Annotated in this window: 28 protein-coding genes and 1 pseudogene; 15 read left to right on the top strand and 14 right to left on the bottom strand. The window is 74.0% G+C overall.

From position 1 onward, the window contains the following. Positions 1-161: 161 nt before the first annotated feature. Positions 162-1,526 carry a phosphoglucosamine mutase gene (gene glmM / locus ACOOHE_RS08110; RefSeq protein ID WP_420457299.1) on the bottom strand — a complete coding sequence of 455 codons (1,365 nt, stop codon included), beginning with the start codon at positions 1,524-1,526 and terminating at the stop codon, positions 162-164. Positions 1,527-1,770: 244 nt separating this feature from the next. On the opposite strand from glmM, the gene cyoE reads away from it, so the two are divergent. The 4 genes from cyoE (at position 1,771) to ACOOHE_RS08090 (ending at position 5,084) form a co-directional block, all read left to right on the top strand. Continuing rightward, positions 1,771-2,685, top strand: a complete 915-nt coding sequence (cyoE, locus tag ACOOHE_RS08105) for a heme o synthase (protein WP_420457298.1) — start codon at positions 1,771-1,773, stop codon at positions 2,683-2,685. 286 nt (positions 2,686-2,971) lie between these two features. Further along, complete coding sequence (locus tag ACOOHE_RS08100) at positions 2,972-3,886, top strand: ABC transporter ATP-binding protein (protein WP_420457297.1); 915 nt, start codon at positions 2,972-2,974, stop codon at positions 3,884-3,886. After that, positions 3,883-4,650: an ABC transporter permease gene (locus tag ACOOHE_RS08095; protein ID WP_420457296.1), complete on the top strand. Its 768-nt coding sequence runs from the start codon at positions 3,883-3,885 to the stop codon at positions 4,648-4,650. Before ACOOHE_RS08100 ends, ACOOHE_RS08095 begins: the two co-directional genes overlap by 4 nt. After that, a complete protein-coding gene (locus tag ACOOHE_RS08090; RefSeq protein ID WP_420457295.1) occupies positions 4,647-5,084 on the top strand; it encodes a YqaA family protein in 438 nt (145 codons plus the stop codon). The genes ACOOHE_RS08095 and ACOOHE_RS08090 overlap by 4 nt, the downstream gene beginning before the upstream one ends. Before the next feature lie 99 nt (positions 5,085-5,183). On the opposite strand, the gene ACOOHE_RS08085 is transcribed toward ACOOHE_RS08090, so the two are convergent. Beyond that, the gene (locus ACOOHE_RS08085) at positions 5,184-5,879 is read right to left on the bottom strand and encodes an NAD(P)-dependent oxidoreductase (protein WP_420457294.1); all 696 of its coding nucleotides are present in this window, start codon (positions 5,877-5,879) and stop codon (positions 5,184-5,186) included. Between the two features lie 92 nt (positions 5,880-5,971). Further along, on the bottom strand, positions 5,972-6,565 hold the full coding sequence (locus ACOOHE_RS08080; protein ID WP_420457293.1) for a hypothetical protein: 594 nt from the start codon (positions 6,563-6,565) through the stop codon (positions 5,972-5,974). Positions 6,566-6,680: 115 nt separating this feature from the next. Here ACOOHE_RS08080 and rlmN point away from each other — a divergent pair, with 115 nt between their 5' ends. Continuing rightward, positions 6,681-7,757: a 23S rRNA (adenine(2503)-C(2))-methyltransferase RlmN gene (gene rlmN, locus ACOOHE_RS08075; RefSeq protein ID WP_420457292.1), complete on the top strand. Its 1,077-nt coding sequence runs from the start codon at positions 6,681-6,683 to the stop codon at positions 7,755-7,757. A 274-nt stretch (positions 7,758-8,031) separates the two neighbouring features. Here the strand turns inward: rlmN and pdxA are convergent, their stop codons facing one another. The 6 genes from pdxA to ACOOHE_RS08045 all read right to left on the bottom strand — a co-directional run bounded on the left by pdxA (position 8,032) and on the right by ACOOHE_RS08045 (position 14,223). Then, positions 8,032-9,039, bottom strand: coding sequence for a 4-hydroxythreonine-4-phosphate dehydrogenase PdxA (gene pdxA / locus ACOOHE_RS08070; RefSeq protein WP_420457291.1), 1,008 nt, complete (start codon positions 9,037-9,039; stop codon positions 8,032-8,034). Further along, a complete protein-coding gene (locus tag ACOOHE_RS08065; RefSeq protein WP_420457290.1) occupies positions 9,040-9,246 on the bottom strand; it encodes a hypothetical protein in 207 nt (68 codons plus the stop codon). Positions 9,247-9,568: 322 nt separating this feature from the next. Continuing rightward, the gene (locus ACOOHE_RS08060) at positions 9,569-11,029 is read right to left on the bottom strand and encodes a leucyl aminopeptidase family protein (protein ID WP_420457289.1); all 1,461 of its coding nucleotides are present in this window, start codon (positions 11,027-11,029) and stop codon (positions 9,569-9,571) included. 370 nt (positions 11,030-11,399) lie between these two features. Continuing rightward, a complete protein-coding gene (locus ACOOHE_RS08055; RefSeq protein ID WP_420457288.1) occupies positions 11,400-11,630 on the bottom strand; it encodes a DUF433 domain-containing protein in 231 nt (76 codons plus the stop codon). A 60-nt stretch (positions 11,631-11,690) separates the two neighbouring features. Continuing rightward, positions 11,691-12,794, bottom strand: a complete 1,104-nt coding sequence (locus ACOOHE_RS08050; protein ID WP_420457287.1) for a DHH family phosphoesterase — start codon at positions 12,792-12,794, stop codon at positions 11,691-11,693. Between the two features lie 22 nt (positions 12,795-12,816). Next, entirely contained in the window at positions 12,817-14,223 is a 1,407-nt protein-coding gene (locus tag ACOOHE_RS08045; RefSeq protein ID WP_420457286.1) for an NAD(P)/FAD-dependent oxidoreductase, read from the bottom strand. Between the two features lie 172 nt (positions 14,224-14,395). Here ACOOHE_RS08045 and ACOOHE_RS08040 point away from each other — a divergent pair, with 172 nt between their 5' ends. Then, a complete protein-coding gene (locus ACOOHE_RS08040; protein WP_420457285.1) occupies positions 14,396-14,533 on the top strand; it encodes a hypothetical protein in 138 nt (45 codons plus the stop codon). A gap of 7 nt (positions 14,534-14,540) precedes the next feature. Here ACOOHE_RS08040 and ACOOHE_RS08035 read toward each other — a convergent pair whose 3' ends face one another. From ACOOHE_RS08035 to ACOOHE_RS08020, 4 genes are all read right to left on the bottom strand, one after another. Next, positions 14,541-15,533, bottom strand: coding sequence for a SecDF P1 head subdomain-containing protein (locus tag ACOOHE_RS08035; RefSeq protein ID WP_420457284.1), 993 nt, complete (start codon positions 15,531-15,533; stop codon positions 14,541-14,543). After that, positions 15,530-15,856: a hypothetical protein gene (locus ACOOHE_RS08030; protein ID WP_420457283.1), complete on the bottom strand. Its 327-nt coding sequence runs from the start codon at positions 15,854-15,856 to the stop codon at positions 15,530-15,532. Before ACOOHE_RS08030 ends, ACOOHE_RS08035 begins: the two co-directional genes overlap by 4 nt. 119 nt (positions 15,857-15,975) lie before the next feature. Further along, positions 15,976-17,409, bottom strand: coding sequence for an RIP metalloprotease RseP (gene rseP / locus ACOOHE_RS08025; protein ID WP_420457282.1), 1,434 nt, complete (start codon positions 17,407-17,409; stop codon positions 15,976-15,978). A gap of 25 nt (positions 17,410-17,434) precedes the next feature. Then, positions 17,435-18,634 (bottom strand): 1-deoxy-D-xylulose-5-phosphate reductoisomerase, encoded by a 1,200-nt coding sequence (locus ACOOHE_RS08020; RefSeq protein ID WP_420457281.1) that lies wholly within the window; start codon positions 18,632-18,634, stop codon positions 17,435-17,437. A 414-nt stretch (positions 18,635-19,048) separates the two neighbouring features. Here ACOOHE_RS08020 and ACOOHE_RS08015 point away from each other — a divergent pair, with 414 nt between their 5' ends. The 5 genes and pseudogenes from ACOOHE_RS08015 (at position 19,049) to ACOOHE_RS07995 (ending at position 23,277) form a co-directional block, all read left to right on the top strand. Beyond that, entirely contained in the window at positions 19,049-20,941 is a 1,893-nt protein-coding gene (locus ACOOHE_RS08015) for a tetratricopeptide repeat protein (protein WP_420457280.1), read from the top strand. Between the two features lie 71 nt (positions 20,942-21,012). After that, positions 21,013-22,260 carry an asparagine synthetase B gene (locus tag ACOOHE_RS08010; protein WP_420457279.1) on the top strand — a complete coding sequence of 416 codons (1,248 nt, stop codon included), beginning with the start codon at positions 21,013-21,015 and terminating at the stop codon, positions 22,258-22,260. Between the two features lie 31 nt (positions 22,261-22,291). Then, the gene (locus tag ACOOHE_RS08005) at positions 22,292-22,735 is read left to right on the top strand and encodes a PIN domain-containing protein (protein ID WP_420457278.1); all 444 of its coding nucleotides are present in this window, start codon (positions 22,292-22,294) and stop codon (positions 22,733-22,735) included. Then, positions 22,732-22,959: a hypothetical protein gene (locus ACOOHE_RS08000; protein ID WP_420457277.1), complete on the top strand. Its 228-nt coding sequence runs from the start codon at positions 22,732-22,734 to the stop codon at positions 22,957-22,959. The genes ACOOHE_RS08005 and ACOOHE_RS08000 overlap by 4 nt, the downstream gene beginning before the upstream one ends. Next, positions 22,956-23,277 (top strand): annotated as a pseudogene (locus ACOOHE_RS07995) (immunity 53 family protein). Before ACOOHE_RS08000 ends, ACOOHE_RS07995 begins: the two are co-directional and overlap by 4 nt. Positions 23,278-23,312: 35 nt before the next feature. Here ACOOHE_RS07995 and ACOOHE_RS07990 read toward each other — a convergent pair. Beyond that, on the bottom strand, positions 23,313-24,248 hold the full coding sequence (locus tag ACOOHE_RS07990) for a hypothetical protein (RefSeq protein WP_420457276.1): 936 nt from the start codon (positions 24,246-24,248) through the stop codon (positions 23,313-23,315). Between the two features lie 157 nt (positions 24,249-24,405). Between ACOOHE_RS07990 and ACOOHE_RS07985 the strand changes: the two genes are divergently transcribed. The 4 genes from ACOOHE_RS07985 to ACOOHE_RS07970 are packed head-to-tail and all read left to right on the top strand — an operon-like array spanning position 24,406 to position 26,724. Next, positions 24,406-24,915: an acyl-CoA thioesterase gene (locus ACOOHE_RS07985; protein WP_420457608.1), complete on the top strand. Its 510-nt coding sequence runs from the start codon at positions 24,406-24,408 to the stop codon at positions 24,913-24,915. A 35-nt stretch (positions 24,916-24,950) separates the two neighbouring features. Continuing rightward, on the top strand, positions 24,951-25,370 hold the full coding sequence (locus ACOOHE_RS07980) for a hypothetical protein (RefSeq protein WP_420457275.1): 420 nt from the start codon (positions 24,951-24,953) through the stop codon (positions 25,368-25,370). 8 nt (positions 25,371-25,378) lie between these two features. Continuing rightward, entirely contained in the window at positions 25,379-25,801 is a 423-nt protein-coding gene (locus ACOOHE_RS07975) for a cobalamin B12-binding domain-containing protein (RefSeq protein ID WP_420457274.1), read from the top strand. 2 nt (positions 25,802-25,803) lie between these two features. Then, a complete protein-coding gene (locus tag ACOOHE_RS07970) occupies positions 25,804-26,724 on the top strand; it encodes an SDR family oxidoreductase (protein WP_420457273.1) in 921 nt (306 codons plus the stop codon). Positions 26,725-26,861 lie beyond the last annotated feature (137 nt).

The raw sequence follows: 26,861 nt of genomic DNA, 5'->3' as shown, positions 1-26,861 counted from the left end.
CCTTCCTTACCTGTCATCCTGAGCGCCAGCGAAGGATCTGCTGGACGCCAGCGCCGAGTCGGCCGGGGCCACCGGGGGGCGAGCGACTAGATCCTTCGCAGGCTCAGGATGACATGCTGAAGGAGGACGAATTCGCCTCGCCCGTGGGACGCCCCTCCACCCTACCCCGCCAGCAGTTCCGCCTTGAACCGCTCCGCCAGCGCGTCGGCGGCTTGGGGCGACCCGGCCTCGGTGTAGACCCGCAGGATCGGCTCTGTGTTGGACTTGCGGACGTGAGCCCAGCCCTCGTCCAAGTCCACCTTGACGCCGTCGACGGTCGAGACGCGGCCCTCATACCGCGACGCGAGGGCGGCCAGGAGCGCGTCGGCGTCGAGGTCGTCGGTGAGCGGCAGCTTGTGCTTGGCGATGGAGTAGGCCGGGTACGAGTCGCGGATCTCGCTCAGCGACCGGCCCGTCTCGGCCAAATGCTGGAGCACGAGCGCCACGCCGACGAGCGCGTCGCGCCCGTAGTGGAGCGCCGGCAGGATCACGCCGCCGTTGCCCTCGCCCCCGATCACCGCGTCCGCCTCCTGCATCGCGCGGACGACGTGGATCTCGCCCACCTTCGACCGGACGACCCGCTGCCCGTGCCGCGCGGCCACGTCGTCGAGGGCCCGGCTCGACGACAGGTTCGTCCCAACCGGCCCGGGCGTCTTGCCGAGCACAAAGTCGGCCGCGATCACCTGGGTCAGCTCCTCCCCGAAAAAGCGCCCGCCGTCCTCGACGAACGCGAGCCGGTCCGCGTCGGGATCCACCACGATGCCGAGGTCGGCGCCGGACTCGGCCACGCGCGACGTGATCCCGCTCAGGTGGGCCGGCAGCGGCTCCGGGTTGTGGGCGAAGAGGCCCGTGACCTCGCCGTTGAGCACCTCGACATCGTCCACGCCCAAGGCCGAGAGCATGGCCGGGATGGCGAACGCGCCGACCGAGTTGATCCCGTCGACGACGACCTGGAAGTCGGCCCGGCGGATCGTGTCGGCGTCGACGAACGGGAGGTCGAGGATTTTTTCGATGTGGTACGGGAGCAGGTCGTCGGTCCGGTACCCACCGAGGTCTTGGTAGCCGACGGTCTGGTCGGCCACCCCGCCGTCGGCCAGCGCGAGCACCGCGGCGCCCTCGTCGGGCCCGAGGAACTCGCCGTTGCCGTCGAGCAGCTTGAGCGCGTTCCACTCGGCCGGGTTGTGGCTGGCGGACAGGATGACGGCCCCGTCGGCGCCGTGCTTCAGCACGCCCATCGCCACGCTCGGCGTCGTCGCGAGGCCGCCGTCGACGACGTCGCAGCCGGCGCTCTGCAACGTGGCCGTGATGAGCCGGGCGCAGACGTCGCCCGTCACGCGGCCGTCGCGGCCGACGACGACGAGCGGCGCGCGGCCAGCCTGACCTCGGAGCCAGGCCCCGAAGGCGGAGGCGTAGCGGACGAGCGCGGCCGGGTCGAGGCCGTCGCCGAAGACGCCGCGGATGCCGGAGACGGAAGCGATGAGGGGCATGAGGAGAGGGGTCGTGCGGGTACGGCGGGTCTCGCGGGTCGGGCAACGCGCGGTCGTCGCGGGAGCGGGCAAAATGCGCACGGACCGGCGACGAGATGGACTCGGTGCGGTCCCACGAGCGGGCCGGATCTCGTCTGCCCGTTCCTCGTCTCTCGTTCCCCGTTCCCTCCCCCCGTCCTGCCCGTTTTTTGACGGAACGGTGCGGTCTCCGCGCGTTGATTGACTCCCCCCGCCCCACGCACGCATGAGGCCCAGCCCCTCGTCCGCCGTGGCCGTCGCCGTCGAGGCTCCGACCGCGTCCACCCTGCTCTCGGACTACAAGGAGCTTCTGAAGCCCGGGATCACGGCGTTCGTCGTGGTGATGGCCGCCGCGGGGTATCTCCTGGGCGCGACCGGGCCCGTCGACTGGGTGGTGCTGCTGGGGCTCATGGCGGGGACCGGGCTGACCGGCGGCGGCGCGGCAGCGCTCAACCACGTCGTCGAGCGTGAGCACGACGCCCGGATGGCACGGACGGCGACCCGCCCGCTCCCCGGCGGCCGGATGAGCCCGAGCCACGCGACGACCTACGCGGCGGTGTGTGTGGTCGTCGGCGCGGTCGTGCTGGCGACCACCACGAACCCGCTCACGACCGGGCTCGCGCTCCTGACGGTGGCCCTCTACGTCGGCGTCTACACGCCGCTCAAGCGGACGACCGTCCACAACACACTCGTCGGGGCGATCCCGGGCGCGCTGCCGGCGCTCGGCGGGGCCGCCGCGGCGACCGGCGCACTCGACGCGGTCGGCTGGGCGCTGTTCGCGATCCTGTACTTGTGGCAGCTCCCCCACTTCTACGCGCTCGCCTGGATGTTCCGCGAGGACTACCGGCGCGGCGGCTTCCGGATGTTGCCGAGCGCGGACCGAGGCGAGCGGACGCTGGCGGCGATGGTGCTCGGGGCGTCGCTCTTGCTGCTCGTGGCCGGCGTGCTGCCGGCGGCGGTCGGGCAGGCCGGCCCGCTGTTCCTCGCCGGGATGGCCGGGCTCGGGACGGCGTTCACGATCCCGGCCTTCTCGTTCTTCTCCGAGCCCACCGACGCCCGCGCCCGGCGGCTCCTGCTGGCGTCGATCGCCTACGTCCCGGCCTTCTTCGTGCTCGTCGTCGCCGACTTCCTCCTCCGCTAGGGCGGAATGCGTGTGGGTGGAGGGGGTGTGGGAGGGGCGACACCGCTCCACCGGGCCCCTCCCACACACCCCGACGTCCGCACCACCCTGAACCCCAGGGCGACCGCATGTTGATGATCTCCGGCCCGAACCCCCCGTCCGAGCGCCCATCGCTTCGCTCAGCGGGCGCTCAGACTGTCCCCCTGACTCAGGGGGACAGCGTTCCGAGCCTGGGAGCGCAGCGACCGGCCGGAAAGCGGGGGGTCCGGGGCGAGCATGCGGTCGCCCTGCCCTGAACCCCGCTTTCGTGGCCGACCCCGTCCCCGCGCTGGTGGCCACCGGCGTCGCCCACACGTTCGGGGAGACCCGGGCGCTCGACGGCGTGAGCCTGACCGTCGGCGCGCGAGAGCGGGTGGCGCTGTTGGGGCGGAACGGGAGCGGGAAGACGACGCTGCTCCGCGTCGCGTCGACCCAGCTCCGGCCGGACGCCGGCCGCGTCGAGGTCGCTGGCGCCGACGTGGTGGGCCAGCCGGATGTCGTCCGCCGGCACCTCGGCGTCGTGTTCCAGAGCCCCGCGCTCGACCCCGCGCTGACGGCGCGCGAGGCGCTCCGGCTCCAGGCGGCGCTGGTCCGCATCGACCGGGCGGAGGTGGCCGGCCGCGTCGCGGACGCCTTGGCGGACGCCGGCCTGGCCGACCGCGCCGGCGACCGGGTCGGCACGTTCTCGGGCGGGATGGTCCGGCGCCTCGACCTCGCGCGGGGCTTGCTCCACCGGCCGACGCTCGCGCTCTTGGACGAGCCGACGACCGGGCTCGACGTGTTGGCCCGCGACGCCTTCTGGGCCGCCCTCGACCGCCGCCGCGCCGACGGCGCCCAGGTCGTCGCCACGCACGCGATGGACGAGGCCGCCCGCTGCGACCGCGTCGTGATCGTGGACGCCGGCCGCGTCGTCGCCGACGGGACGCCGGACGCGCTCACGTCGGCGCTCGGGCCGGACGCGCTCTGGCTCGACACCGACGACGCCGACGCACTGGCGGCCACGCTCCGCGGCGAGGGCCACGACGCCCGCGCCGTCGTCGACCGCGTGCTGGTGGTGTCGCCGTCCGCCCGCGACCTCGTCGCGCCGTTCTACGCCCGGCCCGACGTCCGCGCCCTGTCGATCCAGCCTCCCACCCTGGCGGACGTGTTTGCGGCCGTCGTGGGCGGGCGGGGGGGCCGATGACCGCCGCCGTCCTCGCCCTGTGGGGCCGCGAGATCCGCGTGTTCCTGCGCGACCGGGCCCGCGTCGTCGGCGTGCTGGCGCAGCCGGTGTTGTTCTGGGTCGTGTTCGGGTTCGGCTTCGCCGGCAGCGTCGTCGTGCCGGGCTCCGACGCCGGGTACCTCCAGTACCTGTTGCCCGGGATGGTGGCCCTGACCGTCCTGTTCACGGCGATCTACTCGACGCTGTCGGTCGTGGAGGACCGCCAGTCGGGCGTGCTCCAGGCCGTGCTGGTAGCGCCGCAGCCGCGCGCGGCGCTCGTACTCGGCGTCGTTCTCGGGGGGACGACGCTGGCCGTCGGGCAAGCCGCGTTGATTGGAGCCCTCGGGCCGACGGTCGGGTTGTGGCCGGGGCTGGCGGGAACGGCCGTCGCGCTGCTGGCGGCCGTCCTGCTGGCCGTCACGTTCTGCGCGTTCGGGTTCGTGATGGCGTGGCGGCTCCGGACGGGCCGGGCGTACCACGCCGTGATGAACGTCGTCCTGATCCCGGTGTGGCTGCTGTCGGGCGCGTTCTTCCCCGAGGCCGGCGCGTCGGCGGCGGTCGCGCTCGCGATGCGGCTGAACCCGGCGACGTACGGGGTCGGCCTGCTCCGCTACGGGATGGGCGGGCTGCCGGACGCGATCCCGGGGACAACGCTGAGCCTGGGTCTGTGCCTGGGCGTGAGCGTGGGGGTCGCCGGGCTCGCGCTCGGGCTGGCGGCGCGGACGGCCCGGCGGTCGGCGCCGTGAGCCCCGATCTCGCCGAGTGGGTCCTGACCTACGGCGCGGCGGGCCTGGCGCTGGCCGCGTTCGTCGGGGCGACGCTGGTGCCGGTCTCGTCCGAGGCCGCGTTCGTGGCCGCCGTCGCGGCCGGGCTGGCGCCGCCGACGGCCCTGCTGTGGGCGAGCGTCGGCAACACGGCCGGGTGCCTGGTCAACTACGCCATCGGGCGGCTGGCGCGCGAGCGCATCGGCGACCGGCTGATGGCGTCGCGGTCCGGGCGCGCGGCGCTGGGCTGGACCGAGCGCTGGGGCGTCCCCGCACTGCTGCTCTCGTGGCTCCCCGTCGTCGGCGACCCGCTGACGCTGGCGGCCGGCGTCGGGCGCGTGCCGCTGGCGTGGTTCGTTCCGCTCGTGGCCGGGCTGCGCGTGGCGAGGTACGCGGCGCTGCTGTGGCTCGTGTAAGGACGACCGAGTCCGGGACAGGTGGGAGCGCCCGCGACCCTGGAGGGCGCCCTCCGTACGCACGATGCGGACGGCCCTCTCGTGCGGAGCGCCCTCTGCTCAGAGCCCGTGGTCGGCGGCGTGCGAGAGCGCCGAGGGCGTCTGACACCCGACGATGGCCGGGGCCTCGTGGATCAGCCCGTCGTTCGTGAGCGCCTCGACCATGAACAGCGCGAAGTCCACGCGGCGCGTCCGGTTGCTCGCCAGGACGGGGTCGCCCACGTGCCGGCTCCACACGGGGAGCCCCTCGCTCTCGCCTTCGTCGAGGTCGCTCCCCCTGACGACGGTCCAACGCGCGTCGCTCTCGAAGACCCGCCGGCACGCCTCGACCTGGTCGTCGACCTCCGCGTAGCGGAAGAGCTTGGCGAGCCAGCCGCCGACCTTGACGAGCGTCGTGAACGTCCGCGAGTAGACGTCCTGCCCGTCCCGGGTGATGTGCCACCCGCACGAGAAGACGAGCCGCGCGCCGGGCCCGGCCGCGTCCAGCACGGCCTGCGCCGTTCCCGACGCATACTGCTGGACGCCCCACGGCGCCAGGACCGTCAGGACCCCGTCGCACCCCGCGACGGCCTCCCGGACGACGGCGCGGTCGTCCGTCCGCCCGGGGACGACCGTGATGCGCTCGCGGAAGGCGTCGAGCTTGCCCACGCTCTGCTCGCGGCAGACGCCGGTCACGGCGTAGCCCCGGTCCAGGGCGTGCCAGACCATGTACCGGCCGAGCTTGCCCGAGGCTCCGACGATGCAGACACGGTTCATGGTCGTTCGCCGCAGCGAGGAGGGCACGCAGCAAGATCGTTTCATCGGCGGAGACCGTCGCCCGAAGCCCCGTTCCGAGTCCGCCGGGCCGCCTACTGGCAGAACGGCTCGCGCGGCGCCATCCCCGCCTGGGCCGTGTTGACCCAGGCCGCCGGCCGGTCCGGCCCGTGCTCGACCAGGCGGACCCACAGCTCCGTCACCGGCTGGCGGATCACCTCGACCTGGCCGCCGCCGTCGTCGTAGCCGGGCACGTAGCCGACGTAGGTCTCGCCCCGGACGGAGAACACGACCGAGCCCTCGCCGCCCGGCGCGAGAACCGCCACCTCGTCGCCCGGCGAGAGCAGCAGCCGCTCGGGCGCGCGCGCCCCCAACCGGCTGGCCTCCGCCGTGATCGGCCGGCGGACGCGGGCCAGGCCCGGCGCCAGGACGGCCGTCAGCGACTCCGAGTAGTCGTTGGCGTCGATCCGCCGCTCGGCGTCGACGGTCCGGAGGGGCGTGCTCATCGGCGTCGGCGCGCTGTAGGCGCGGACGGCCGACCGCGTCGACCACTGGGCGTAGCAGCCCTCGTCGGCGGCGCCGCCCGGAAGAAACGAGGCCGGCAGTGGGCTCGACTGGGCGACAGCCAGTGCCGGGAAGAGGACGAGGGCGAGGACGAGGCGGCGCCCCGCAGGCGGGATCTTCGACATGGGGGGTCGGGGAGGACGCCCGAAGGTAGGCGGATTCACACGTCTGCCGCGTCGGCTTCACCCCAGCCCCCCCGCCGTCGGGCGCGGTCGGCCCGCCCGTGCCGTTTCTTGCAGCATGGAGACGCCCCGCCCCGACCTCCGCTCGCTCGACGCCCCCGCGCTGGAGGCGCTCGCCCTCGACATGGGCGAGCCGCGCTTCCGCGGGCGCCAGCTGTTCAAGTGGATCCACGAGAAGGGCGCGACGTCGTTCGACGCCATGACCGACTTGCCGGCCGGCTTCCGCGAGCGGCTCGCCGAGACCGCCCAGCTCGGGACGCTGACGGAGGTCCGCCGCCAGCAGGCCACCGACCGGACGCTCAAGAGCCTGTTCCGGCTCCCCTCCGGCCGCCACATCGAGACCGTCCTCATCCCCGACCTCGACGACGACGGGGCCGCCCGCCGGCTGACGGTCTGCGTCTCGTCCCAGGTCGGGTGTGCGATGGAGTGCTCGTTCTGCGCGACGGGGCTCATGGGGTTCCAGGAGAACCTGACGGCCGGCCAGATCGCCGAGCAGGTCCACGCCATGGACCGCGTCGCGCGCGAGACGTTCGGCCGAGGCGTGACGAACGTCGTCTACATGGGGATGGGCGAGCCGATGCAGAACTACGGCGCCGTGACCGCCAGCCTCGACCTGCTGTGCGACGGGCTCGGCCTGTCGCCCAAGCGGGTCACCGTCTCGACGGTCGGGCTCGCCCGCCGGATCCGCGACTTCGCCGACGACCAGGCCGAGGGCCGCGTCCGCCCGGCCGGGCTCGCGATCAGCCTCCACGCGCCGACCGACGGCCAGCGGAGCGCGATCATGCCCGTCAACCGGTCGGAGAAGACGGACCTCAAGGCGCTCGGGCAGGCCGTCCGCCACTGGTACGCCGTGACGGGCCGGCCCGTGACCTACGAGTACTGCCTGTTCTCGGGCGTCAACGACACGGTCGAGGACGCGCGCAACCTGGCCCGGATCGCGAGCTGGGCCCCGTGCAAGGTCAACTTGATCATGTACAACCCGGTCGAGGGCACCGACTTCCGGTCGTCCGACGAGCCGACGTTGGAGGCGTTCATCGCCGAGCTGGTGCGGCGGCGCGTCCGCGTGACGGTCCGCCGGAGCCGGGGTCAGGACATCGACGCGGCGTGCGGGCAGCTGGCGGTCGCGGAGGGGTGAGTCGCCGTACGGGAGGCGTGTGGGAGGCTGAGTGAGAGGAATTCTCGCCCTGGATCGCCCCCTCGTCACTGGTAGGGGGAGGGTTTCACAGAGGACGCCACTCCCCGACCCCCGACCCCGTCATCCCCGCGCAGGCGGGGATCCAGAGTGCCGAGCGACACCGTGCCCCGACGCCCTGGATCCCCGCCTGCGCGGGGATGACGACATGAGAGGGCGGAGCCGGATTGTGAAAGCCTCCCCTTGTCAGCCCCTCGTCGGGAGAGCCGATGTCGGCTCACCGCGTCGACTCGCTCCTCCGGCGCCGGGCCATGTCGGCGGCCAGGCGGACGGCGGCCCGCATCGACGAGGCGTCCGCGACGCCCTGGCCGGCGAGGTCGAACGCCGTCCCGTGGTCCGGGCTCGTCCGGACGATGGGGAGCCCGAGCGTGACGTTGACGCCGGCCCCTTGGGCGAGCGCCTTGAACGGGGCGAGCCCCTGGTCGTGGAGCATCGCCACGACGGCGTCGACGTTCCGCCAGCCGCCCCGTCCAAAAAAAGCGTCGGCGGGGAACGGGCCCTCGACGGCGCGGCCCTCGGCGCGGAGCCCGTCGAGCGCAGGGCGGATCACGTCGATCTCCTCGCGCCCGATGACGCCGCCGTCGCCCGCGTGCGGGTTGAGGCCCAAGACCGCCAGCCGCGGCGCCTCGATGCCGAGGTCACACGCGAGCGCGTCGGCCAGCGTCCGGCACGTCCTCTGAATCCGTTCGACGGTGATGAGGGCCGGGACCGCCGAGACCGGGACGTGGATCGTCACCAGCGCGACGCGGAGCGGGCCCGCCGGGAGGTCGGCCGCGAGCACCATCACGACGGTCGACGCGCCCGTCCGCTGCTGCAAGAACTCGGTGTGGCCCGGGACGGTGTAGCCGGCGAGCGCGATGGCCTCCTTCGAGATCGGCGCCGTCACGATGCCGTCGACGCGGCCGTCGAGCGCGAGGTCGACCGCGAGCGCGACGGCCTCCATCGCCCGGCGCCCACCCTCGGCCGTCGTCTGCCCGGCGTCCAGCGCCGGCCGGCTCCCGGGGTCCGGGTCGAGAACCGCCAGCCCCTCCCCCGCTGCCTCGGCCACATCAGACACCTCCCTCGCGGGCCCCAGCCCGAGCGCCTGGGCCTGCTGGCGGAGCACGGCAGCGCTGCCGACCGCGAGCAGGTCGGCGCCGTCGTCGTGGCGGGCCGCTTTGAGGACGACCTCGGGGCCGATCCCATTCGGGTCGCCCAGGCTGACAGCCAAGAGCGGGCGGGCCATCTACTCGGGGAGCGTTGTGGCCGAGCCGGCGGGCACCCCGCTCTGGCGGGGCAGGGTGTCTGTCGGGACGGCGATGGGATCGGCGGCGGCGGACGGCGGGACCTCGGCCGGCGTCGTCACGTCCGGGTTGGTGGTGCCGGCGGCGTCGGGGTCGGTCGCGCAGGCGGCGAGCGGGAGGAGCAGCGCGAGGGCGAGGGGTCGGGGCATTGCGAGTAGAGGGTGGAAAGCAGAGGATAGGGGCGCCCGCGTCGCGGTTGGCGCTCGCGGCAGGGCGAGCGCATGCTACTGACCTCCGGCCCGGACCCCCCGTCCGAGCGCCCATCGCTTCGCTCAGCGGGCGCCCAGACGGTCCCCCTGGATCAGCCAGACTGTCCCCCTGGATCAGGGGGACAGCTTTCCGAGCCTGGGAGCCCTTCGGCTCCGCTCAGGACAGGCTCAGCGACCGGCCGGAAAGCGGGGGGTCTGGGTTTAGCATGAGCTCGTCCAGACGCTCGCGGGCTCCCAGCCTGTCCCGGCCATTCGCCATCCTCTACCTTCCACCCTCTACCTCCTCCGCCAGCAAATCGAGGAGCAAGCGGACGCCGAAGCCGCTGGCGCCGGTCGGCCGGTAGCCGTAGGCCGTGTCCAAAAACGCGGGCCGAGCGAGGTCGATGTGGACCCACGGGAAGGCCGGCTCGCCGTCGGTCCGGGTGAACGGTTCCAAAAAGGCGGCGGCCGTGATCGTCCCGGCCATCCGCCCGCCGACGTTTTTCAGGTCGGCCACGTCGCTCTTGAGCTGGTCGCGGTAGTGGGGGTAGAGCGGGAGCGGCCACGCCAGGTCGCCCGTCGCCTCGCCGGCCCGGTGGACGCGGTCGGCCAGGGCGCGGTCGGCGTCGCGGGCGACCACGGCGGCGACGCGCTCGCCGAGCGCGATGCCCTGGGCGCCGGTCAGCGTGGCCGCGTCCAAGACCCAGCGGGGCCCGAGGCCGCGGGCGTAGCTGAGGGCGTCGGCCAGGAGCAGGCGGCCCTCGGCGTCGGTGTTGAGGACCTCGACCGTCGCGCCCGAGTGCATCGTGAGGACGTCGCCGGGGGCGTAGGCCCGGCCGCCGGGCCGGTTGTCCGACATCGGCAGGAGCCCGATCACCCTCGTCTTCAGCCCCAGCCGCGCGGCCCCGACGACGGCCGCCGCGACGGCCGCGCCGCCCGCCATGTCGGCCTTCATCTTGTCCATCGAGTCCTTCGTCGGCTTGAGCGACAGGCCGCCCGTGTCGTACGTCACCGTCTTGCCGACGAGGACGACCGGCGCGTCGCTTTCCGTGCCGTCGGGCGCCCACTCCAGCACGACGAACCGGGGCGGGTCCAGGCTCCCCCGGTTGACGCCGAGCAGGCCGCCCATCCCCTCGGCCTCGATCCGGGCTTTGTCCCACACGTCGCACGCGACGCCGGCCTCGGTCGCCGTCTCGGCGATCCGGTCGGCGAGCGCCGCGGGCATCTTGGCGTCGGGCGGGAGGTTGACGAGGTCTCGGGCCCAGCTCGTGACCTCGGCCCGAACGTCGGCCTGGCGGACGGCGGCGTCGAGATCGTCCGGCGCGTCGTCGGTCCAGACGGCGAGATCCGGAGAGGCGGGCGCCTCCTCGGTGCGGTAGGCGTCGAACCGGTAGCTCGCCAGGCGGAACCCCTCGACGAGCGCCGCCGCCGTCTCGGCCCCATCGCTGGGCGGGACCGCCAGCACGACGCGGTCGATCCCGAGCCCGCCCATCGGCCCGGCGACCGACGCCGAGGCCCACCGCCAGCGCTCGGCCCCGGGCTCGTCGCCGACCGCGACGACGGCGACCCGCGCTCCGTCCTCGCGCACGATGAGCGCCGGCCGCTTCCCCGCGGTGGCGTCGGCCAGGGCCGTGTCGAAGGCGGGTCCGAGGGCGCTCCGCCAAGGCTCGGGCCCGTCGCCGTCGACGGGGAGGACGAGGAGGCCGGGCTGGGCGAACAGGTCGCCGGACACGAGAGACGTCATGGTGCGGAGGTCGGAGTCGAGGGCGAAAGAAAGTGATCAGCGGCCAACGCGGTACAGTCGTCCCGGCTCCGCCCTCGGGGCTGTCGCAACCTCCCCCCCGCCTTGTCATCCTGAACGGAGTGAAGGATCTCAACGCCGACGGCGGAGGCCATTGGAGCCGGCGCGGCAGGTTTCGGAGTCCGAGGTGAGACCCTTCGCACGCTCAGGATGACACCGTAGGCGAGGTTGCGGTGGCTCTCGCTCCGCCACGCTGGGCCTCCGCTCGACCTCCAGCACCAGGCCCATGGTGTCTTCCAGTCGGTTGCTCGGCGCAGTCAACCGAACGCCCGGGCCAAACGCCAGTTCAGGTGCTCGTCGAGGAGGACCCGCATCAAGCAAGCTCATCCTGGGGCGTCACCTCCAGAGCTTCTTCGAGCGCGAGGGACAGGAACGCCTCGGCCTGCTCGCGGCGGACGCTGGGAAAGCCGTCGAGGAACCGCTCGGTGGAGTCGCCCGCTTTGAGGTGGTCGATCAGGCTGGCCACCGGAACGCGGGTGCCCGTGAACACGGGGGTGCCGCCCATGATCTCGAGATGGGAATGGTGGACGGCGCGCTTGTCCATCCTCGGGGCGGGTCTGTCTGCGGAGACCGAGGAACGCGCCCCGCCCGCTTCTGATCGCTCTTACTCCAGCGTCCCCTTGAACTGAGCGAGCAGCGCGAGGTCGGCGTCGGAGAGCCCGCCGTCGTCGGCGGCCAGCGCGGGGTCGGCGGCGACGTGGGGGGGCGCGGCGTCGATCACGTCCTTCATCGTCCGCGCGAGCTGGCCGTCCTTGACGAAGGCGCCCGAGGCGTTGGGGTGGCCGCCCCCGCCGAACCGCGTCGCCCAGCCGTTGATGGGGCAGTCGCCCTTGGAGCGGAACGAGAGCTTGACGCCCGACGGCAGCTCCAAGAAGATGACGGCCGCCAGCACGCCGTCGAGCGCGAGCCCGTAGTTGATGAGCCCCTCGGTCTCGTCGAAAAAGGCGCCGGACTGGCGGACCATGTCCTGGGTCACGAAGAGCGTCGCGAGCCGGCCGTCGTAGTGCGTCGTGATGGTGGCCAGCGACGCGCTCAGGAGCGCGAGCCCCTCGCGGCTCCGGCCGTCAAAGATGGCCACGTGGATCGGCTCTGGGCGCAAGTCGCCGCGCTCCAACACGTCGGCCACGATGGCGTGCGTGCGGGGCGTCGTGGCGCCGTAGCGGAACGACCCGGTGTCGGTCATGATGCCGACGTAGAGCGCCGTCGCGACGGCCCGGTCGATGAGCGCCGGGTCGATGCCGGCGATCAAGTCGTAGGCGATCTCGGCCGCCGCCGCCGTGTCCGTGCGGACGCAGGCGACGTCGAACCAGCGCTCGGGGTCCGGGTGGTGATCGAGCAACAGGACAGGCTTTCCCGCCTTCCGGAACACGTCGCCGACGTCCCCTAGCCGGTGCGCCGCATTCGCGTCGACGACCAAGAGCACGTCGGCGTCGGCGACGGCCTGGGCTTGGGCGAGGTCGCCGGACTCGTAGACGTGGAGGAGCCCGGCCGGCTGCTCCTCGGCGAGCCAGTCGAGGTTGCGTGGGACGCGGTCGGCGTTGAGGACCGTGACCGTCTTGCCCAACGTCTGGAGCGCCCGCGCCAGCGCCAGCTCGGTCCCGATCGCGTCGCCGTCCGGCCGGAGGTGCGTCGTCATCACGACCCGGTCGGCCCCGACGAGGGCGTCGCGGACGGCGGAGAGGTCGGGCGAGTCGCGGACGGGCGTCATGGGGCGGGCGCGGCGGGGGAAGCTACGTGCGGCGGGCGGACACGGCCTCCGCTCCCTCCGCGTCCTCGACCAGCCGCTCGTCGTGGGACCCGCCGCCCGGGCCCGCCTCGGTCGGCGCCGTCGCCAGCACGGGCCGGCGGACGCGCTCGCCCCGGTCGGTCGTCAGGATGATGCGCGGGCCGCGGTCGAACGTGAGGTAGTTGTAGAGCCAGTTGACGAAGACGGAGATCCGGTTGCGGAAGCCGACGAGCTTGACGAGGTGGACCAGGAGCCACCCCATCCACGCGAGGAAGCCCGTCAGTTTGAGGCCGCCCGGCGTCTGGAGCACGGCGGCGTTCCGGCCAATCGTCGCCATCTGGCCGAGGTCCGAGTACCGGAACGGCGCGTCGGCCGCGTCGCCGGACGCCATCGCCTCGATGAGCCGGGCGACGTGGCGGCCCTGCTGGATCGCGACCTGGGCCACCTGCGGGTACAGGTCGCCCCCAGGATCCGTCGCCCCCGCCGCGTCGCCGACGACGAACACGGCGTCGTGGGCGGGCACCCGCAGCGTCTCGTCCACCACGACGCGCCCGCCGTCCGTCTGCTCCAGCCCGAGCGCGTCGGCGAGCGGGTTGGCCTGGACGCCGGCGGCCCAGACGACGGTCCCGGCTGCGATGCGGGCACCGTCTTCGAGGATCACACCGTCGGGCTCGACCCGGGCGACGTGGGTCCCGAGCCGGACTTCGGCCCCCTTTTTTACGAGCGTGTCCCGGGTGTACGCGCGGAGGTCGGCGTCGTAGCCCGCCAGCGGGAGCCGCTCGCCGTCCACCAGCACGACGCGAGCCCTGCCGACGTCGACCGTCGGGAAGTCCTCGGCCAGCACGCCGAACAGCTCACGGAGCGCGCCGGCCATCTCGACGCCCGTCGGCCCGCCCCCGACGACGACCGTCGTCAGCGCGCCCGCGTCGATCCGGTGCGGGTCGCGGGCGGCGGCCTCGAACTGGCTCAAGACGTGGCTCCGGAGGGCGATCGCGTCCGGCACGTTCTTGATCGGGAAGGCGTGCTCGAACGCGCCCTCGACCCCGTAGAACGCCGTCGAGGCGCCGGGCGCGAGCACGAGCACGTCGTACCCCACCGTCTCGCCGGTGTCGAGCGAGAGCGTCCGGGCGTCGAGGTCGGCCCCGGTCACGAGCCCCAAGCGGACGTCGGCGTTCTGCTGGGTCCGCACGATGTGGCGGATGGGCTGCGTGATGTCGGACGTGTCGAGCCCGGCCGTGGCCACCTGGTACAGGAGCGGCTGGAACTTGTGGTAGTTGTTCCGGTCGACCAGCAGCACGTCGACGGCCGCGCGGCGGAGGGCGAGCACGCACTCGAGGCCGCCGTGCCCCGCGCCGACCACGACGACCCGGGGGCGGGTTCCGGGAGCGAGTCCGAGCGGGGGCGTCGGCATGAGGTCGGGGGGGGAGCGTCGGTCAAGTACGGGGCGGCGACGGGCGGGGTTGGCGCCCGGCGGTGAACACTCGGGGGAGGCGCGCGCATCGGGGGGCGCCCGAGATCGGCGGGTCGGGCACGCTCGATGGCGGCGGCGCGTCATCTTCGCTCGTTCCCTGGCCCCCTCGTTTATGCCCCCCCTCTTCTCTCTCCTCGCTGCGGCGGTCGCCGCCGTCCCCGTCGCCCTGGGCGCCCTGCTGTGGCGGGGCCGCGTGCTCCACGAGCGGTCCCAGTCCCGCGAGCTCTTCGCGTCGCGCGACGGCCACTGACGCGGGGTCAGTACCCGCGCGCCTCGGTCAGCAGCGCGCGCCACCGCCCGCTCGCGTCCCGGCGGACGGTTACGACGGTGACCTCCGACAGCCCCGCCTCGGCGCCGCCCTCACGTTGCAAGATGACGTGGGCGTCGGCCCCGTCGGCGACCCGGCCAACGACCGTGGCCGGGCGGCCGGGCGGCCAGACGCCGATGGCGCCGAGCCCGGCGAGGTAGAGCGCCGCGAGGTCCCGGTCGCCGAGGGCGTCGAGCGAGCGGACGTCGGCGACGCCGACCTCGGCCAGGGGGAAGTCCCCCTCTTGGAGCCCGTCGCGGACGCGGACCGTCGGGCCGTCGAGGCGGAGCAGGCCGAGGGCATCGGGACGGACGGCGGCCTGGGCGCTCGGGTGGAGCGCGTCGGCGGCCTCGGCCCAGGCCCGTCGGCGCAAGGCGTCGACGAAGGCGAGCGCCGCCCGGTCGGCCTCGTCGGAGCCCGCGGCGGGCGGGGCCGGAGGGTCGGCCGGCGGGGCCGACGGGGCGACCGGACGCGGCGCGCGAGGCGTGGCCGTGGCGACCGTTGGCCCCCGCAGCGCTCGAGCGAGCCGCTCGGCGTCGGCGGCCGGCAGCCCGGCGATCTGGACCAGCCCATTCGCCACGACGCCCTCGACCCGGGCCGACGACAGCACGCGGCCGTCGTGGAGAACGGCCAGGGCGCGGCCCGTCGCGGCCGTCGTCACGCGCGAGAGCACCAGCGCAGAGGCCTCGTCGAGCCAGACCGAGACGGCGGCCACCCCGTCGGCGTCCTCCTCCAGCCCGACCGTCACGACCGACGACGCCGGCACCTCGAGCACCGCCTCGCCGACGTAGACCGCGGCGCCAGACGGGTCGAGGTGGCGCCGCAGGCCGGTCGTGTCGCCCGGCGCGTCCGGCGTGACGGCGAGGTGGAGCCGGAGCTGGGCCTCCGCCGGGACCGCTAACGCGAGGACGGCGAGCCCGACGGCGAGGGCGAGGCGCGTCACCCCGCGTCGTCGCCGAGCGGAGGCGGCTCAGCCGGCGGCTCGTCCGCGTCGTCGGTGAGGACGGGGTCGTGGTCGCGGTGGTCACCGTGCTCCTTGACGTAGCGTCGGTTGTACTCCCGCTCGTACTCCTCGTCGATCTCCTTCCCCTGCTGGACGCGGTCGAAGGCCGGGTTGTTGGGGTCGAGACGGACGTCGGACTCCTCGGGCTCGGTAAAGAGCCGCATGGCCTGGGGCGCCTCGCCCTCCGAGAGGTCGGGGTCGCGGTCCTCGTCGGGGTCGAGCGGTCGGTCGGGGTCGAGCGGTCGGTCGGGGTCTGGGGTCATCGGTCCGGAGGAAGGGGGCCGTTGTATGCGGCCGGCGCGGCAACGTTCGGGGGAGTCGCGCGGGGTCGGCGGCCACCCGTTCGACTCGCTCCACCTCCTGAACCCGCTGGACGTCCCCCCTACCCGAACCAGCGGACGGCGTCGTTGAAGATGACGAACACCATCAGGGCCAGGATCAGGGCCACGCCGAGCTGCTGGACCACGAGCCGGACCTTGAGCGACGGCTCGCGGCGGACGACGGCCTCGTACGCGAGGAACACCAGGTGCCCGCCGTCGAGGGCCGGGATCGGCAGGATGTTGAACACCGCCAGCGCGATCGAGAGGTAGGCCACGAACGACCAGAACGCGCGGAGCCCGAGGTCGGCGGCCTCCTTCGACTGCTTGGCGATCATGAGCGGCCCGCCCACGTTGTCGCGGACGCTCTCGCGCCCGGTCACCAGCTTGCCGATAAAGGCGAACGTGGCCGTCGTGAGGCCGACCGTCTGGTCGACGCCGGACGCGAGCGCGGCCCCCAAGCCCAGGGTCTCCGTCCGCTGGCCGATGGCCGTCGCGTCGATGACGACGCCGAGCTGGTAGCCGTCGCCGGCCGGGCGCGGGGCGACGTCGGCCTGGTACACGGCCGCCGCGCCGCGCCGCTCGACGAGCCGGGCGGCCGGGCCGGCGGCCCCGAGCGAGTCCGGCCGGGCCCACACGACCGTCACCGGCCGGCCCTCGCTGCCGGCGACCTGGTCGGTCAGGCGGTCCCACGAGGTCGTCGGCTCGCCGCCGATGGACAGGATGCGGTCGCCGGGCTGGAGGCCGGCGGCCTCGGCCGGGGACCCCGTGGCGACCGACCCGAGCACGGGCGGGATCCGGTACGAGATGCCGAAGGCCGACTCGATCCCCGGGGTCTCACCCGCCCGCTCGAGCGCCGCCGAGCGCCGCGAGAGCTTGGACGCCAGCCCCTCCGGGCCCGTCAGCTCGGCCCGGCCGTCCTCGCGCAGGACCGTCATCCGGAAGGGGTCGCCGGAGAGCGTCTCGGGCGTGAACACGTCCTCGATCCGCTCGACCGGCTCCCCGTTGACCCCGACGATCCGGTCGCCCGAGCGGAGCCCCATCTCGGCCGCGACCGAGCCCTCGGCGATCTCCAGCGGCATGTTCTCGGCCGGCGTGTACGAGCGCCCGTAGGCGAACGCGAGCGCGCTGAACAGGACGACGGCGAAGACCAGGTTGAAGATGACCCCGGCCGAGATCACGACGCTCCGCTGCCACACCGGCTTCGACCGGAACTCGTCGGGCTGGGGCTCGCTCTCGAGCCCCTCGGCGTCCAGGCTCTCGTCCACCATCCCGGCGATCTTGACGTAGCCGCCGAGCGGGATCGCCCCCAGCCGGTACTCCGTGTCCCCGACCTTCTTGTCGACGATGTTGGGCGGGAAGCCGAGCGAGAACGCGTCGACGCGCATCCCGAACAGCCGGGCCGCCAGGAAGTGGCCGAGCTCGTGGACGAACACGAGCACGCCGAGCGCGAGCGCGACCCAGAGGAAGTAGGACAGCGTGTCGAAGAGGGCGTCCATCGGGATCGGGGCGACGGCCAGGCCGTCAGGCAGGGGTGGGCGTGCGGACGGCGTCGGCCGCGCGGCGGGCGTCCCGGTCAACGGCGAGGAGCCCGTCGAGCGTGCCCGCCGGGCGGGCCGCGGCCAGGCCGGCCTCGACGAGTCGGGGGACGTCGGTAAAGCGGATCGACCCGTCCAAGAACCGGGCCACGGCCACCTCGTTGGCGGCGTTGAGCGCCGCCGGCGCCGAGCCGCCGGCGCGGAGCGCGTCGAAGGCCAGGCCGAGGCACGGGAACCGGGACCGGTCGGCGGCCTCGAACGTGAGCGGGCCCGTCCGGGTCCAGTCGAGCCTCGGATGGTCGGCCGGCCACCGCTCGGGGTACGACAAGGCCACCTGGATCGGGACCCGCATGTCGGGCGGCCCGACCTGGGCCTTCGACGACCCGTCGACGAACTCGACGACCGAGTGGACGACCGACTGGGGGTGGACCACGACGTCGATCCGGTCGGCCGGGACGCCGAACAGCCACCGCGCCTCGATCACCTCGAGCCCCTTGTTCATCAGCGTCGCCGAGTCGACCGAGACCTTGGCGCCCATCGACCAGTTGGGGTGGGCGACGGCCTCGTCCGGCGTGATGGCGTCGAAGGTCTCGGCGGGGCGCTCGCGGAACGGGCCGCCCGAGGCCGTCAGGATCAGCCGGGCGACGGAGCCGGCGGGCTCGCCGACCAGGCACTGGAACAGCGCCGAGTGCTCCGAATCGACCGGGACGACGACGGCGCCGGACCGGGCGGCGGCGGCCTCGACGAGCGCGCCGGCCACGACCAGCGACTCCTTGTTGGCGAGGGCCACCGTCTTGCCCGCCTCGACGGCCGCCAGCGTCGGGACCAGCCCGGCCACGCCGACGATGGCCGCGACCACGACGTCGACGTCCGGCGCTTGGGCCAGCGCACGGACGGCCTCGGCGCCGGCGGCGACCTCGATGTCGGTCCCGCCGAGCGCGGTGCGCAAGTCGCCGTAGGCGCCTTCGTCGGCGATGACGACGCGGCGGGGGCGGACGCGGCGGGCCTGCTCCGCTAGCTCCTCCCACCGCGTCCCGGCTGCCAGCGACTCGATGCGGACGTGCTGGGGGAAGCGCGTGGCCACGTCGAGCGTCTGGACGCCGATGGAGCCCGTCGAGCCCAGGACGGCCACGCCGCGCGGGTCGTCGCCGGGGCGCGGCGCGGGCGGTCGGAGGTCGGGGAGCATGCAGCGGCGCCGCACGAACGGCGCGTCCGGAGCGTTGACGGCGGGCGCCCAAGATAGCGGTGCCCGCCGAGCGCGACGGCCGACTACCGCGCCTTCCCGTCTGTCGGGCCCCCTCCCGCGGCGTCCCCAGGGCCGCCACGTTCTTTGTCGACCATACAACTGACAGCTGTCATTCCCGCGCACGCGGGAACCTATCCGGTGCTCCGTCTCGGCGAGCGCCCCCCTATGGATCCCCGCGTGCGCGGGGATGACTGTCGTTTTATTTAGCCATTTGACTTGCTTCGCAGAACCTAGCAGTCCCGCCCTCAGCGTCTCTCCTTCCCACGGGAGAGGGGCAGAGCCTCCCCGGTGCTCGATCCAGGGGTGAGGGGCTCGCGTCCTCGTCTACCTTGACCCGCTCCCCCCGTCCGCCTCGTGCCGAGACCCCGGTTCCTTCTCCTTGCCCTCGTGCTGGCCGCGACCGGCGGCGCGGCGAGCGCCCAGGTGCCCGTCCCGTCACCGCGCGTCCAGCTCCAGGACGAGGCGCCGTCCCAGAGCTACGCGCTCGCGGCGACGCTGCTCGCGAACGGCCGCGTCGAGGAGGCGACGGCCCTGCTCGAAGACCTCTACGCCGCCAACCCGGCCGACGTCGCGGTCCTGATCAAGCTGGAAGAGGCCTACGTCGCCGGCCGGCGGTTCGACGACTTGGTCGGGCTCGTGGACCGGCGGATCGTCCGGGAAGGGCGGACGGCCGAGCTGCTCGCGTCTCGCGGCACGGCCCTCGCCCGCGCCGACCGGCCCGACGAGGCCGACCGCGCCTGGACCGAGGCGCTCGCCATCGACCCGGACGATCCGCAGACGGTCCGCTCGGTCGTCAACGCGCTCGGCGAGCTCCGCCTGTTCGACCGCGCCGCCGACGTGCTCGCGGAGGGGCGCGAGCGGCTGGGCGACGCGATCTCGGCGCTCGAGCTGGCCCACGTCTACGGGCTCGCCCTCGACTACCCCCGCGCTGTCGACCTCTACCTCGAAGCCCTGGCCGACGACCCCGCGCTCCGCCCGACCGTCCAAACGCGGCTGACGCGGCTGGTCGCGGGCCAGGGCGCACCGGAGGCGTTCGCTGCCGCCTTCCAGCGGGCGGCGACGCTCGACCCGCTCGACCGGGGCGTCCGCGAGCTCCAGGCGTGGCTGGCGCTGGAACAGGGCCAGTACGACGTGGCCCTCGACGCCGTCCGCGCGCTCGACCGGCTGGAGCGAGAGCAGGGCCAGTCGCTCGTCGCCTTCGCCGACCAGGCGAACGCCGCGGGCGCGACCGACGTCGCCGCGCGCGCGCTCGACGAGGTGCTGGAGCGCCACCCCGACGGACCCGTCGCCCCCATCGCCCGACTCGCGCGCGCGCGGCTGTGGGACGCCCAGGCCCGCGCCGACCGCGAGCGGGCCGACCTCGGCCCGACGCCGGCCGCCGACGCCGCCAGAGACGCCTACGCCGCCGTTCTCGATGCCGACCCCGCTGACCCTCGGCGGCCCGCCGTCGCCCTGGCCCTGGCGGATTTGCTCCGCGACGTCTACCGCGCCTACGACGACGCCGAGCGCTGGCTCGGCGAGGCCGCTGCTGGTCGCGATGTCGGCGTAACGTCGCAGGCGCGGCTCACGTTGGGCGAGGTGGCCCTCCGGCGCGGCGACCTCGACGCCGCGCGCCAGCGGTTCGCCGACGTCGACGAGGCCGTCCGCATCGGGCCGCTCGCCGAGCAGGCGCGGTACGAGCTGGCGCTGATTGACTTCTACGAGGGGTTCATGTACTCGGCGCTGGCGCGGGCGGAGGCGCTCGACGAGAACACGGCGGCCGACGCCGCGAACGACGCCATCGCGCTCCGCGTGACGCTCAACGACGCGCTCGACCCGGAGGCCATGCCCGGGCCGGACGTCGACCTCACAGGCGACCCGCTCCACGTCTACGGCCGGGCCGCGCTCCGCCACCGCCGCGGCCTCTACGGCGAGGCGCTCGCCACGCTCGACTCGCTCGACGCCACGGCCGGACTGGCCCACGCGCTCGCCGACGAGTCGCTCTACCTCCGCGCCTCCGTCCAGCTCGCCGACGGCGCCCCGGAGGCGTCGGTCGCGACGCTCGACCAGCTTCTCGATCGGCATCCCGACTCGTTCTTCGTCGACCGCGCGCTGCGGAGCCAAGCGGAGACCTACGAGACCCAGCTGGACGACCCGACCGCGGCGGCCGAGCGGTACGACCGGCTCCTGGAGCGCTTCCCCGGGTCCCCACTCGCCCCCGAGGCGCGCGAGGTGCTCCGCCGCTTGCGCGCCGCCCTCAACTCGTGACCCGCCGCGCTGGGGACGCTCCCCCGCCAGCGAGCGGCGCCGTTCCCACACCTCCCTTCGCCTCCCCCGCCATGCGAACCGCTCTCGCCGCGCTCGCCCTCCTCCTCGCCCCTGCCGTCGGCGCCCAGGACCTCCTGATCCCGATGGACGAGGTCCAGGCCGACCACCTCCGGGCCTACGGCGCCGTCTACGTCGCCTTGGATCGCGGGCTCGACGTCGACTGGCTCCTCAACGTCCGCGGCGGGTCGTTCGTGGTGCCGGCCCAGGCCGATCTCCAGACCGAGCTCCGCTCGCGCGGCGTCACGTTCGAGCCCGTCGACGGCGCCCAGGCCATGGCCGACGCCGAGTCGCCGGCGTCGAACACGTCGGTCGTCCGCCTGGAGAAGGCGCCGACGATCGCCGTCTACGCGCCCGACCAGACGCTGCCCTGGGACGACGCCGTCCTGCTGGCGCTGACCTACGCCGAGGTCCCCTACGAGCAGATCTACGACGCCGACGTGCTGGCGGGCCGGCTGAGCGAGTTCGACTGGGTACACCTCCACCACGAGGACTTTTCGGGCCAGTACGGCAAGTTCTACGCGGCCTACAGCGGGACCGCGTGGTACCAGCAGCAGCAGCAGGAGGCCGAGGCCTCGGCCCGTGCGTTCGGCTACCCCAAGGTGAGCGCGCTCAAGCTGGCCGTCGCCCAGGCCATCCGCCAGTATGTCGTCGACGGCGGGTTCCTGTTCGCGATGTGCTCCGGCGCCGACACGTTCGACCTGGCGCTGGCGGCCGAGGGCCTCGACGTCGTTCCGGCCCAGATCGACGGGGACGGGCAGACGCCGGGCGTCCGCGATCTCCTCGACTTCTCCGGCACGCTGGCGTTCGAGGACTTCCGCCCCGAGCTCAACGTGATGGAGTACGAGCACGCCGACATCGACGCGCCGCCGCCGCCGTCGCTCCGAAACCCGCTGACGGACTACTTCACGCTGTTCGAGTTCTCGGCCCGGTGGGACCCCGTCCCGACGATGCTGACGCAGAACCACGTCGCCAGCGTCCGCGGGTTCATGGGCCAGACGACGGCGTTCCGCGCCGACGCCGTCAAGCCGGGCGTGGTGGTCCTGGCGAAGAGCCCGACGACCGGGTCGGTCCGCTACCTCTACGGGCCGGCCGGCCAGGGCTTCTTCGCGTTCTACGGCGGCCACGACCCCGAGGACTACCAGCACTTCGTCGGCGACCCGCCGACGGACCTGTCGCTCCACCGGAACTCGCCGGGGTACCGGCTGATCCTGAACAACGTGCTGTTCCCGGCCGCCAAGAAGCAGCCGCAGAAGACGTAGCGCTGTTGCCTTGGCCGAGTAGCTTCGGGCCGTGCCCCTCGTCTACCTCGACAACTGCGCGCTTCAGCGCCCGCTCGACGACCGGGATCAGTTCCGTGTCCGCGCGGAGGCCGACGCCGTCACCGCCGTCCTCGCGGCCGTCGAGACGGGGGCCGTCTCCCTCGCCACGTCCGCCGCGCTCCGGGCCGAGTCCTCTCGTGTGCAGCACCGGAGCCGCCGCGATTTTGCCGACCGCGTCCTCGCGCTCGCGTCTGTCGACGCCCGCCGCTCCGCGGACGTGGAGGACCTGACCGCGGTCTATCGGCAGGCTGGGCTCAAGCCCTTCGACGCGCTCCACCTCGCCTCTGCCGTCGGCACAGGCGCCGACTACTTTTGCACCACGGACGACCGCTTGCTGCGACTGGGCCGCCTTGCGAACACCCGGTCGACCCTCGTCGTTACTCCGCCCGAGCTTGCCACGGCCCTGGACCTATGAGCACCGCCGCCTCCCCACGACCTCCGCACCGAACGACCGCCGAGGTCAACGCCGCTGGGATCCACGCGCTCGTGTCGGCCCTCGGCGTTGCCGACGCCGCGCGGTTCCTCCAGCAGTACGGCCCGGGCCTCGGCGACTACACGGCGGAGCGCGACGCTTTGCTCGGAGACCTGGACATGGAGGACGTCCTGGCGCTCGCTCGGGAACACGACCGAGAACGATGAACACGCTTGCCAGACTCGAACGGCGGTACGACGCCCAATGCGACGAGGATTGGGAGCACGCCTGGGGCGTGACCATTGTGACGCTCGACAACCCGGGCTGGGATGTCCAGATTGACTTGGACGGCACATACCTCGAAAGCGTCCCGTTCGAGCCTGTCTATCGACATCGAGCCTGAGAGGGAGTGGGTGCGGTGCGAGGTGAGGGGCCAGAAATTCGAGGGGCACGGTGGTCCGCACCAGCTCGAACGGATCCTCCGAACGTTCCTCGATTGGGCGAACCGCCACGAGGAGGCCGCTCTCACGAAGAGAAAGCGGTAGAGAGCGCGCGTTCCCCAAGACCGAGCGTGGCCGTCTCAGCCCGTTGGCGCGGGGTCCGTCAGGCGGAACGCCGGGCCCGGGCTCGCTGAGGCGACCGGGGCCGGTTCTGGAACGGGATCGAGCAAGAACTCGCGCCACAGCGTCCACGCCCACGGCTCGGCGCGGATGTGGCCCGCCAGCTGGTCCAGGAGGGCCTGCTCGTCTCCGGTGTGGGGGCCGTCGAGGTCGGCCCAGAGCTCGCCGTCGCGGAACGTGACCGAGATCGTGTAGAGCCCCACGCGGCCCGCCGCCGCCAGCCGGACCGCGCCGACGGGGAGGGGTCGCTCGACGCCGAGCAGCGTCCGGATGTCCGCGCCTGGGACCGGGACGTCCTGCATCACGATCAAGCTTCGGCCCTCGCGGAGCGCGCGGAGGTAGGCCAGCGGGCTCCGCCCCGGCAGCAGCTGGAGCGGCCCGATGAGCCGGTGGCGGACCGCCGCCTGATGCGCCTCCCACCGCTGCCACGGCTCGGCGACGGCGTCGGGCCCCGGTCCGCCCTCGCTGCCATAGGGAAACCGGATGACGCGGTCGTCCCGCTCGGCCGCCAGCGCCGCCGCCCCGATCATGTGGTACCCGCTCCACCCGACCACGACGGCCGGCTCGCCGCGCGCCTCGAACGCGCGGAGTCCGGGGCCTCGGCGGACGGGCGTGTCGGGCCGGAGGTAGACCCACTCGCCGCGCAGCCGCGCCAGCGCCTTGCGGTAGGCGAACCGGAGCCGGCCGAGCCCGTCCGGGTGGCCGACCTGGCGGAGGTAGGCCGTCGTCTGGGCCGGCGAGACGGCCAGCATGGGGAGCGCCGCCGGGACCGCCAGCGCTCGCGCGAGCCGGTCGAACGCCCGGGGGCTCATCGACGCCGCGAGCGGCCGGGCCACGTCGTAGAGCAGCCGGTCGGCCAGGCGGTGGGCGAGGGAGGGGCGGGCGGGGCTCGGCATAGGACGGGGGCGTCGCGGCGCCCGGAGGGCCGAGAGGCATCGGTGTCGGCGCGGCCGGCGGCGCCGTGAGACAGGCGCCTAGCTTGTCGCCCGTCCGTTCCTCCGACCGCTCCCGAACCCCGTGACGCCCCAGCCCCCCTCCGTCGGCACCTGCCGCATGAACGAGCTCGTGCTCCCCAACGACACCAACACGCTGGGCAACCTGATGGGCGGGCGGCTCCTGCATTTCATGGACGTCTGCGCCGCGATCGCCGCCCAGCGGCACTCGCACCGGACCGTCGTCACGGCGAGCGTCGACTCGGTCGACTTCCGGGCGGCCGTCCGGCTGGGCGAGGTCGTCGTGCTGGAGGCGGCCGTGACGCGGGCGTTCACGACGTCGATGGAAGTGGCCATCGAGGTGTGGGCCGAGGACAACGGGACGGGCGAGCGGCGGCACTGCAACCGGGCGTTCTTCACGTTCGTCGCCGTCGACCAGAGCGGCCGACCGATCCCCGTCGCGCCCGTCGCTCCGGAGACCGACGACGAGCGGGCGCGCTATGAGGCCGCCGCGCGCCGCCGCGAGCTCCGGCTCGTCTTGGCCGGCCGCCTGCGCCTGGAGGACGCCGACGGGCTCCGCGAGCACCTCGACGGGCTCGCCCTCGACCCGCCCGGGGAGCCGGAGCGCTGACGCCGCGTTCACGGCGCCCCACCACGTTCGTCCTCATGCGCCGTCTCCTCACGGCCCTCGCGCTCCTCGTCGCCGCTCCGGCCTCGGCCCAGCTCGCCGTCGGCGGCCAGATCGGCGACCCGACCGGCCTGTCGCTCAAACTCGGGCGCGGGCAAGGCGCCGTGATCGTGGCCGTCGGCTGGGACCTCGACGAGTCGGTCTCGGCCGAGGGCCACTACCTCCTGTCGTCGCGGCGGCTCCAGGGGTCGCGGACGGCGTCGCTGTTCTACGGGCCCGGCGTGTTCGTCCGCACCGGGGGGCGGACCGACGACCTCGGCGTGAGCCTGGGCATCGGGCTGGAAGCCCTGTTGACGCCCGAGATCGAGCTGTACGGGCTGGTCTCGCCGCGCCTCCAGCTGGTCGAGGAGACCGACGTCGAGGTCGGGGCCGGTCTCGGGCTCCGCTTGCGCCTGTAGCTTGCGCCATGCCCGATACGCCCGCCCGCCCCATCCGCGTCCTGATCGCCAAGGTCGGCTTGGACGGCCACGACCGGGGCGCCAAGGTCGTGGCCGCCGCCCTGCGCGACGCCGGGATGGAGGTGATCTACACCGGCCTGCGCAAGACGCCCGAGGTCGTCGTCCGCGCGGCCGAGGAGGAGGACGTCGACGCCGTGGGCGTGTCGATCCTGTCGGGCGCGCACGGGACGGTTCTGCCCCGGTTGCGGACGCTGCTGGATGAGGCCGGGCTCGACGACGTGCTTCTGGTGGCCGGCGGCACCATCCCGTCCGACGACGCCGACGACCTGCTGGCGCGGGGCGTCGTGGACCAGGTGTTCACGCCGGGCGCGTCGCTGGCGGCCATCGCCGACAGTCTGGAGGCGTCGGTTCAGGCGCGGCGGGGGGGTTAGCGATGCTGCCGCCCCGCCTCCTCATCACCGGGGCGAACGGACTCGTCGGGCAGGCGCTGGTCCGCGCCGCCGCCCGGTGGCCCGGCGCCGACGTGCTCGCCACGGGCCGGGGGCCGGCCGCGCTCCACGACCGCGGCGGCTACGCCCGCCTCGACGTCCTCGACGCCGACGCCGTCGAGCGTGTGTTCCAAGACTTCGCGCCCGACGCCGTGCTCCACGCGGCCGGCGTCGCCCAGGTCGAGGCTTGCGAGGCCGACCGCCAGGCGTGCTGGGCCCTCAACGTCGACGCCGTCGTGACGCTGGCCGCGGCGTGCGACCGCCACGGCGCCCGCCTGGTGTTGCCCTCGACCGACTTCGTGTTCGACGGGCTCGCCGGGCCCTACGCCGAGGCCGACCGGCCGGCGCCCATCAACGCCTACGGCCGCTCGAAGCTGGCCGCCGAGAACGCGCTTCGGACCTCGCGCCTGACCGAGTGGGCCGTCGCCCGGACGACGATGGTGTTCGGCGTCCCGGCCGGCGACGAGCCCCGGCTCGACGTCGTCCGCTGGCTCGTGCGCGAGCTCGGCGCCGGCCGCCCCGTCCGCGTCGCCGCCGACCAGCTCCGGACGCCGACCTACGACGCCGACCTGGCCGACGGGATGCTGCGGATCGTCCGGTTCCGCCGGACGGGCGTGTTCCACGTCTCGGGCCGGGAGCAGGTCAGCGTGCTCGACCTCGCCCACCGCGTCGCCGAGTCGTTCGACCTGGACGCCTCCCTGATCTCGGCCACCACGACGGCCGAGCTCCACCCGGGCGCCCCGCGCCCGCTCCGCGCCGGGCTCCTGATCCTGCGCGCCGAGACCGAGCTCGGCTACCGCCCCCGCCCCCTCGAAGCGTCGCTCGACGCCGTCCGCGACCGGCTGGGGCTCAACGAGCGGGTGTGAGTCCGGGGCCGGAAGGAGTGTGGGTGTACGAGGGGCCGTCCCGGTACTCCACGTTGCACCTTCCTCGGGGACGGAAGACCGCCTGACGGACCCGTCTTCCGTCCTCGGTCCCCGGTCCCGCGGCGTCAAGACCTGTG

Source organism: Rubrivirga sp., assembly GCF_965213695.1.
Taxonomy (GTDB): Bacteria; Bacteroidota; Rhodothermia; order Rhodothermales; family Rubricoccaceae; genus Rubrivirga.
Note: the sequence above shows the minus strand (reverse complement) of the source record. Positions and strands in the feature narration are given on the sequence as shown.

Excerpts from the sequence above, each read along its gene's own strand:
- ACOOHE_RS08020 (WP_420457281.1), bottom strand. The coding sequence starts at position 18,634 with ATGCTCCCCGACCTCCGACCGCCCGCGCCGCGCCCCGGCGACGACCCG.
- glmM (WP_420457299.1), bottom strand. The coding sequence starts at position 1,526 with ATGCCCCTCATCGCTTCCGTCTCCGGCATCCGCGGCGTCTTCGGCGAC.
- ACOOHE_RS08040 (WP_420457285.1), top strand. The coding sequence starts at position 14,396 with ATGCCCCCCCTCTTCTCTCTCCTCGCTGCGGCGGTCGCCGCCGTCCCC.
- ACOOHE_RS08050 (WP_420457287.1), bottom strand. The coding sequence starts at position 12,794 with ATGACGCCCGTCCGCGACTCGCCCGACCTCTCCGCCGTCCGCGACGCC.
- ACOOHE_RS07970 (WP_420457273.1), top strand. The coding sequence starts at position 25,804 with ATGCTGCCGCCCCGCCTCCTCATCACCGGGGCGAACGGACTCGTCGGG.
- ACOOHE_RS08000 (WP_420457277.1), top strand. The coding sequence starts at position 22,732 with ATGAGCACCGCCGCCTCCCCACGACCTCCGCACCGAACGACCGCCGAG.
- cyoE (WP_420457298.1), top strand. The coding sequence starts at position 1,771 with ATGAGGCCCAGCCCCTCGTCCGCCGTGGCCGTCGCCGTCGAGGCTCCG.
- ACOOHE_RS08060 (WP_420457289.1), bottom strand. The coding sequence starts at position 11,029 with ATGACGTCTCTCGTGTCCGGCGACCTGTTCGCCCAGCCCGGCCTCCTC.
- rlmN (WP_420457292.1), top strand. The coding sequence starts at position 6,681 with ATGGAGACGCCCCGCCCCGACCTCCGCTCGCTCGACGCCCCCGCGCTG.
- ACOOHE_RS07990 (WP_420457276.1), bottom strand. The coding sequence starts at position 24,248 with ATGCCGAGCCCCGCCCGCCCCTCCCTCGCCCACCGCCTGGCCGACCGG.
- ACOOHE_RS08010 (WP_420457279.1), top strand. The coding sequence starts at position 21,013 with ATGCGAACCGCTCTCGCCGCGCTCGCCCTCCTCCTCGCCCCTGCCGTC.
- ACOOHE_RS08055 (WP_420457288.1), bottom strand. The coding sequence starts at position 11,630 with ATGGACAAGCGCGCCGTCCACCATTCCCATCTCGAGATCATGGGCGGC.
- pdxA (WP_420457291.1), bottom strand. The coding sequence starts at position 9,039 with ATGGCCCGCCCGCTCTTGGCTGTCAGCCTGGGCGACCCGAATGGGATC.
- ACOOHE_RS08085 (WP_420457294.1), bottom strand. The coding sequence starts at position 5,879 with ATGAACCGTGTCTGCATCGTCGGAGCCTCGGGCAAGCTCGGCCGGTAC.
- rseP (WP_420457282.1), bottom strand. The coding sequence starts at position 17,409 with ATGGACGCCCTCTTCGACACGCTGTCCTACTTCCTCTGGGTCGCGCTC.
- ACOOHE_RS07975 (WP_420457274.1), top strand. The coding sequence starts at position 25,379 with ATGCCCGATACGCCCGCCCGCCCCATCCGCGTCCTGATCGCCAAGGTC.
- ACOOHE_RS07985 (WP_420457608.1), top strand. The coding sequence starts at position 24,406 with ATGAACGAGCTCGTGCTCCCCAACGACACCAACACGCTGGGCAACCTG.
- ACOOHE_RS08045 (WP_420457286.1), bottom strand. The coding sequence starts at position 14,223 with ATGCCGACGCCCCCGCTCGGACTCGCTCCCGGAACCCGCCCCCGGGTC.
- ACOOHE_RS08095 (WP_420457296.1), top strand. The coding sequence starts at position 3,883 with ATGACCGCCGCCGTCCTCGCCCTGTGGGGCCGCGAGATCCGCGTGTTC.
- ACOOHE_RS07980 (WP_420457275.1), top strand. The coding sequence starts at position 24,951 with ATGCGCCGTCTCCTCACGGCCCTCGCGCTCCTCGTCGCCGCTCCGGCC.
- ACOOHE_RS08065 (WP_420457290.1), bottom strand. The coding sequence starts at position 9,246 with ATGCCCCGACCCCTCGCCCTCGCGCTGCTCCTCCCGCTCGCCGCCTGC.
- ACOOHE_RS08080 (WP_420457293.1), bottom strand. The coding sequence starts at position 6,565 with ATGTCGAAGATCCCGCCTGCGGGGCGCCGCCTCGTCCTCGCCCTCGTC.
- ACOOHE_RS08030 (WP_420457283.1), bottom strand. The coding sequence starts at position 15,856 with ATGACCCCAGACCCCGACCGACCGCTCGACCCCGACCGACCGCTCGAC.